Below are 296 nucleotides of genomic sequence, written 5' to 3'. Positions count from 1 at the left end.
CTGAACAGTTGCACGGGGCTGTTCGAAGCAGACCCCGCACCACAGGAAGAGGCGTGGACATGATAGCCCAGAACTATGTCGGCTGCGACATCTCCAAGCAGTGGCTCGACTTTTTTGATGAAACAAGCGGCCGTCTTCGGCGCATCGACAACCAGGCCGATGCGATCGCTGCCTATGTGGCGGGCCTTGATCCCGATCGCGACTTCGTCGTCATGGAGGCGACAGGCGTCCATGACCGGCTTCTGCGCCATGCGCTGGCCAAGGCCGGCGTGCCGTTCTCGCGGCACAACCCGGCG

At 62.5% G+C, this 296-nt stretch carries 1 pseudogene; it reads left to right on the top strand.

The features are described 5' to 3' along the window. Positions 1-53: 53 nt before the first annotated feature. Positions 54-296 (top strand): annotated as a pseudogene (locus EOD29_RS31210) (IS110 family transposase); the annotation flags it as partial.

Source organism: Mesorhizobium sp. M1A.T.Ca.IN.004.03.1.1 (genome assembly GCF_003997555.1).
Taxonomy (GTDB): domain Bacteria; phylum Pseudomonadota; class Alphaproteobacteria; order Rhizobiales; family Rhizobiaceae; genus Mesorhizobium.
The sequence above is the reverse complement of the archived record's forward strand: the minus strand, read 5'-3'. Positions and strand labels throughout refer to the sequence as shown.